At 44.5% G+C, this 6,316-nt stretch carries 4 protein-coding genes and 1 CRISPR repeat array; all 4 genes read left to right on the forward strand.

What is annotated here, in order from left to right; genetic code table 11:
• The first annotated feature begins 8 nt into the window (after window positions 1–8).
• The 4 genes from ACYQ2M_RS18230 (at window position 9) to leuB (ending at window position 5,825) form a co-directional block, all read left to right on the forward strand.
• A complete protein-coding gene (locus ACYQ2M_RS18230; RefSeq protein ID WP_459917807.1) occupies window positions 9–554 on the forward strand; it encodes a Dna2/Cas4 domain-containing protein in 546 nt (181 codons plus the stop codon).
• Between the two features lie 5 nt (window positions 555–559).
• The gene (gene cas1b, locus ACYQ2M_RS18235) at window positions 560–1,528 is read left to right on the forward strand and encodes a type I-B CRISPR-associated endonuclease Cas1b (RefSeq protein WP_459917808.1); all 969 of its coding nucleotides are present in this window, start codon (window positions 560–562) and stop codon (window positions 1,526–1,528) included.
• A 2-nt stretch (window positions 1,529–1,530) separates the two neighbouring features.
• Entirely contained in the window at window positions 1,531–1,833 is a 303-nt protein-coding gene (gene cas2 / locus ACYQ2M_RS18240) for a CRISPR-associated endonuclease Cas2 (RefSeq protein ID WP_459917809.1), read from the forward strand.
• Between the two features lie 124 nt (window positions 1,834–1,957).
• A CRISPR array of direct repeats spans window positions 1,958–4,294; the repeat unit is 28 nt; unit sequence GTTATTCATCCCCATGAGGGATTATGAG.
• A gap of 451 nt (window positions 4,295–4,745) precedes the next feature.
• Window positions 4,746–5,825 (forward strand): 3-isopropylmalate dehydrogenase, encoded by a 1,080-nt coding sequence (gene leuB, locus ACYQ2M_RS18245; RefSeq protein WP_459917810.1) that lies wholly within the window; start codon window positions 4,746–4,748, stop codon window positions 5,823–5,825.
• Window positions 5,826–6,316: the final 491 nt, after the last annotated feature.

Genomic DNA, 6,316 nt, shown 5'->3' on the forward strand with positions numbered 1-6,316 from the left:
GGGTAATCATGAATGTCAAAGATTGGCCAAAAGGATCAAAATTCCATGAACGAGTGGATGATCTGGGACTCCATGAATTACATTTTCAACATGTACGGCTGTGCCGACGGCGGGCATGGATGTATCTGCATAATATTAATTTTGCCCAATGGTATGGCCTTGTCAAGACAGGAACAGCCAAGCATATCACAAGCTATGCCCGGGACAAAAGCACCGAAGGTTTATTCGGTCTGGCACCAGATAGAGTTGATTGGCAAAATCGTGTGGTTTATGAAAACAAAGGCAGCAGTGGAGCTGCGGATGCTTGCAACGATCAGACCGCATTTTATGCGTTAATGCTTTCACTGGCATCTGGACAGGAATGGCGGGGCATCACCCATATTCTTTCCACGAAGCAGAGGCGAGAGGTACCACTGGATGAAAAACAACTAAACCGGTTATGGGACTCATCAACCCTTCTGGCTCAGCTTGCTCTGGAAGAAAAAGTACCTTCTGCCCATCGAATTGGACTCTGCAAGGCCTGTTCCTTTTCCGGTTTTTGCGGAATGGATTAAAAAATATGGAAACACTTTTTGTATCAAAAAATGCACGCTTGAAGCGCCACGAAAATACACTGCTCCTAACTGTACATGGCACCAAACGACATTTCCCGGTGGAAAAGGTCCGGCATATTGTCATGTTGTCTGAGGCGCAGATGAATTCAAAACTGTTGTGTCTGTGCGGCACCCACGGAATACGGATTTCTGTGTTTGACTATTATGGTTATTTCAAAGGGACATTTGAGCCAATTGAACGAAATCCATCTGGAAGGGTAAAGCTTGCCCAGTCTCGATGCATATTGAACGAACGCTCAAAGATGCCGGTGGCACGTGAAATTGTCCGAGGGGCTGGACATAATATGCGGGCAAATCTTCTATATTATAGATATCGTGGAGTGGAAGGGTTGGAAAGCCACATAGGTCATATGGACCGCCAAATTGATAAAATATCAGCAACAAAAACATGTGAAGAGTTAATGGGGGTAGAAGGCAACATTCATCAAGTTTATTATGCAGCATGGCAAACAATTGATTCTGAATTGGATTTTGGGAAACGAACACGCCGCCCACCTAATAATCCCATCAATTGCTTGATCTCTTTTTTAAACCAAATGACATACACCGTGGTTCGTCATGAAATTTTTAAAACCCATCTGGATCAAAGCTTGAGTTGGCTCCATTCTCCGTCCCAGGGACGTGCATCATTAAGTCTGGATGTTGCAGAACTTTTTAAACCGGTACTTAGTGATGCTCTAATTTTTAAAATGGTCCGGAAAAGAATGATTCGGTCAAACTGGTTTAATCAGAAAGATGGGGTCTGCCTGCTATCAGAGACAGGCCGTCAGCAGGTGGCATCCAATTTTTCCATTCGCTTGGAGGAGATGCTTAAGGGACGGACTTATCGAGAATGGATTTATAGAGAAGCCCTTAATCTGGAACGACATGTTATGGGAGTTGCAGAGTATGAGTCTTTTAAACGGAGGGTTTAGAAATGTATGTATTGATGACCTATGATGTGGAAGCCCGTCGAACCAGCAAATTCAGAATATTGCTTAGAAAATATCTGGAACATATCCAATACTCTGTCTTCAGCGGTGATCTGTCAGAAGCAAAATTAATTGAGTTGAGACGTGAAATCAGTCGCCTTTTAAAGCCCAATGAACGGGTGACAGAGGTAAGTGCATTAAATCGTAATAATGTAAAAATAACCCATTTTGGGAAGAATATCAGCGGTAAAGGTGAGGCTGAAAAAACTGAAAATTTTTCGCATACTTCTGATTTTCAAGTTTTGTGATGTTGAACTTCGATCTGGTATGAAGGATAAAGAGCAGGAGTATGAAGTGTCGATTAAAAGCTATCAAAGTGGTTACAAGATGAATCTAAATGGAGTTTCAATTTAATTCGTAATTAAATCGGCAGTTATTCATCCCCATGAGGGATTATGAGCGGCAAGTTGCCCGGAAATCTGCCAGCAGTTGGAGGGTTATTCATCCCCATGAGGGATTATGAGAGGTGGCCGGGGATTCTTCCCGGCTCCTGCTGGAGTGTTATTCATCCCCATGAGGGATTATGAGCCTCCTGTCCAAATTATCCATAGATGGCTGTACGAAGTTATTCATCCCCATGAGGGATTATGAGACGCGATAATAACCACAATAATGAGCACAGGCCAGGTTATTCATCCCCATGAGGGATTATGAGCGGCAAGTTACCCGGAAATCTGCCAGCAGTTGGAGGGTTATTCATCCCCATGAGGGATTATGAGTTCTTCAAAAAAGAATTTTGAAGGATTTGATGAAACGTTATTCATCCCCATGAGGGATTATGAGGAATTTGTAAAGATGCCTAAAAAACCCTTCCGGTACGTTATTCATCCCCATGAGGGATTATGAGTGGAATATCAGTCACCAGGGCTGTGACATCAAATTCGTTATTCATCCCCATGAGGGATTATGAGCGTTTCTTCATCAATTATAATTTCTTTTGTGTAGTTGTTATTCATCCCCATGAGGGATTATGAGATATTCATATACAACAAAAGAAAAACTATATTATAAGTTATTCATCCCCATGAGGGATTATGAGCATAGTATTTTCAAAGTTGCATTTTGCCATATATGTGTTATTCATCCCCATGAGGGATTATGAGATTAATTTTATGATTATTTGATGAGCATGGGTTCGCGTTATTCATCCCCATGAGGGATTATGAGATATGTAAATGGTGTTGGTCAAGATGTTTGGTTATCGTTATTCATCCCCATGAGGGATTATGAGTTCTTTTTAATGATTCTTCATCACCTGGACCAAAATGTTATTCATCCCCATGAGGGATTATGAGTCTTTATACTTGCGCTTGCCGCGCCGGGCCTTCTTGGTTATTCATCCCCATGAGGGATTATGAGTTCAATATTTGCTCTCGGCCCTCCCGGAAATACTGGTTATTCATCCCCATGAGGGATTATGAGCATATTGGAGTGAATATGCCCACTAAAGAGTACAAAGTTATTCATCCCCATGAGGGATTATGAGATATTTTTTTGGCATATTGGACAAGATCTTACCATAAGTTATTCATCCCCATGAGGGATTATGAGATATTTTGTGTCGCCAACATTAAACGCTCTCCCGGGAGTTATTCATCCCCATGAGGGATTATGAGCCTGGTGGAGGTAAATCAGCAATCCCTATCATGGCCGGTTATTCATCCCCATGAGGGATTATGAGAATGCGGACATTTATGATGGCCTTCAGCTTGATAAAAGTTATTCATCCCCATGAGGGATTATGAGGGTTTACATGCTTGCTGATCTCCTTTCTGAGGCGGGGTTATTCATCCCCATGAGGGATTATGAGTTTCTAGAGCCTCCTTTGCTGGGCCTCCACCTGTAAGTTATTCATCCCCATGAGGGATTATGAGATGACCACACGGTGGTCTTATAGCTCATGGGCTGCGGTTATTCATCCCCATGAGGGATTATGAGACTCGTTGACTCGTCTTACAGTCACTTCACGGGTAACTGGTTATTCATCCCCATGAGGGATTATGAGATTGATGACCCACGTCGATTCATCACTTATTCAAATGTTATTCATCCCCATGAGGGATTATGAGGAGTGTATGAATCGGCTTTTAATTGCTGCCATTGTCGTTATTCATCCCCATGAGGGATTATGAGAATATTTTGACGCATAGCAAACCCGGGCCGGGAGACGTTATTCATCCCCATGAGGGATTATGAGAAGTTTGCCGTGTTCCGCACGGACAGTTACATCAAAGTTATTCATCCCCATGAGGGATTATAAGTTTTTGTGACAGAGTATGCCACATGGGATACGCAGGGTTATTCATCCCCATGAGGGATTATGAGAGCTATCAAAATTTAAGGGGGGTAATGGGACTGACAGTTATTCATCCCCATGAGGGATTATGAGACGTTTCACTGGTGGCCAAAGCCATCTGGGTAACTGGTTATTCATCCCCATGAGGGATTATGAGCCGTTAAGGGAGTTCATGGATGCCAGTATGGCAGATGTTATTCATCCCCATGAGGGATTATGAGAATTGATTTATACCAGTTTAGGGATTCTTTAGCTGAGTTATTCATCCCCATGAGGGATTATGAGTATCCACGAATACTCATAGGTTTCCCCATCTATGGTGTTATTCATCCCCATGAGGGATTATGAGGAAGTGCGGGCCTATGCGGCAACATTGGTTCGCATGGTTATTCATCCCTATGAGGGGTTATCAAATGAATAATACAGTAGCACGGACCATTGTTCAGGGATGGGTGGTAACTATTTTTGAGGGGATATGGAGAATGCCTATTTTGCACTATTAAAATTCCCCCACAAGTTTGCCTATGTTATGATCAACCCCGAATTGTTTTAGGCACATTACATGAAACTAATAATCCATCGCCAATATTTTTGCTGAACAACATCATTTCGTAAACCGTTGTTTCTTTATCAAGAATAATCCATATGATGATCAGGCCCAAGGTTTAGCCTTACGCAACAAAGTTAAAAATCATGAAACTATTTGAGATTAAAGAATATTAAGTCGCACATCAATACAAAAACGCCTTGAAATAGACGTCATTTATCTGGTATGGTAATTGTTTGTCTAGCAACATTTCAACCATTCATTACTGGGATACGCTTGGAACGGCAAGATTCCCTTTAAATTAAGGATTTTGTGAATTGGAAAAAAACATAGCCCTGCTGCCTGGAGATGGAATCGGACCAGAAGTGATGAAAGAGGCAGTGAAAGTACTGGATGCCGCCTCAAAAAAGTTTGGATTCAAACTCAACTATCAGGAAGCCGATGTGGGCGGATGCGCCATTGACAATCATGGCGAGGCCCTGCCCGCCTCCACCCTTGAAATCTGTGAAAAAAGCGATGCCATCCTATTTGGTTCCGTGGGCGGTCCCAAATGGGAAAGCCTGCCCCCGGCCCAGCAGCCGGAACGAGCCGCCCTTCTTCCTTTACGAAAACATTTTAGCCTTTACTGCAATTTAAGGCCTGCAAAGGTATTTAAATCACTGGCAGCGGCATCCCCCCTTAAACCTGAAATCGTAAAAGACGGCTTTGATATCCTCTGTGTCCGGGAACTCACCGGAGGCATCTATTTTGGCCAGCCCAAGGGCAGAGAGGGAGAAGGACCAACAGAAAAAGCCTATGACACACTGGTGTATTCCCGATTTGAAATTGAACGTATTGCCAGAAAAGCCTTTGAAGCCGCCAGGAAAAGGAGAGGGATCGTCACATCCGTGGACAAGGCCAATGTGCTTTTTTCCATGGTGCTGTGGCGGGAGGTGGTCATAGAAATCGCAAAAGAATACCCCGATGTCACCCTGAATCACATCTATGTGGACAACGCCACCATGCAACTGGTAAAAAATCCCCACCAGTTTGACGTCATGCTGTGCGGTAACATGTTCGGAGACATCATCTCCGATGAGTGTGCCATGATCACCGGCTCCATGGGACTTCTGGCATCGGCCAGCCTGAATGAAGACAATTTCGGCCTGTACGAACCCGCGGGAGGTAGTGCACCGGACATTGCCGGTAAAGGCATAGCCAACCCCATTGCCCAGATTTTGTCTGCTGCCATGATGCTTCGATACAGCCTGGACCTTCCAGCAGCAGCCGATACCATTGTCAATGCCGTGGCTGATGTTCTGGACCAGGGCATCCTAACGGCAGACCTCACTGAGAATTCTGCATCCGCAGTGGGTACCGCCGCCATGGGCGATGCCATTGTCCAACGCCTGGCCTGATCCTGGCTTAATCAGACTATCTGCAAGCCATTGTAATGGGCTTGCTGTTAACACCCAGTACCCAAAACCCAGCACCTTCTTTTTCATATAACGGGCATGTCCTGCCGGACACAACGAATATAGAGTCGTAGACGCGGAGCCAAATGGTATTATGCCGCCCCCCCGACGGGTAATGGTCCCGGCCCGGAACTGTAGACAGCTCGATTGGCCGGTTCCTATTACCCCTCGGGGGGGCTCTGCTGAAGTAAACTTGAAGGCGACCTTTTCATATAAAAAAACCCGGAACACCCACCAACAAGGGGGATATTCCGGGAAAAGGAAACAGCCTGAGCCGTCCAAACCAGCGGCTTAAGCCATTTATAAGGACAAGATAAAAAACTATTTCCAGAATTTTTCCATACGTTTTCTCAATCCTGTACGGTAGGCATCCCAGTCCTCAATGGCATTGGTGGCAAGCCCTTCGTCCATGGCAGCCTTGGCAACGGCCACGG

Source organism: Desulfocicer niacini (genome assembly GCF_054657595.1).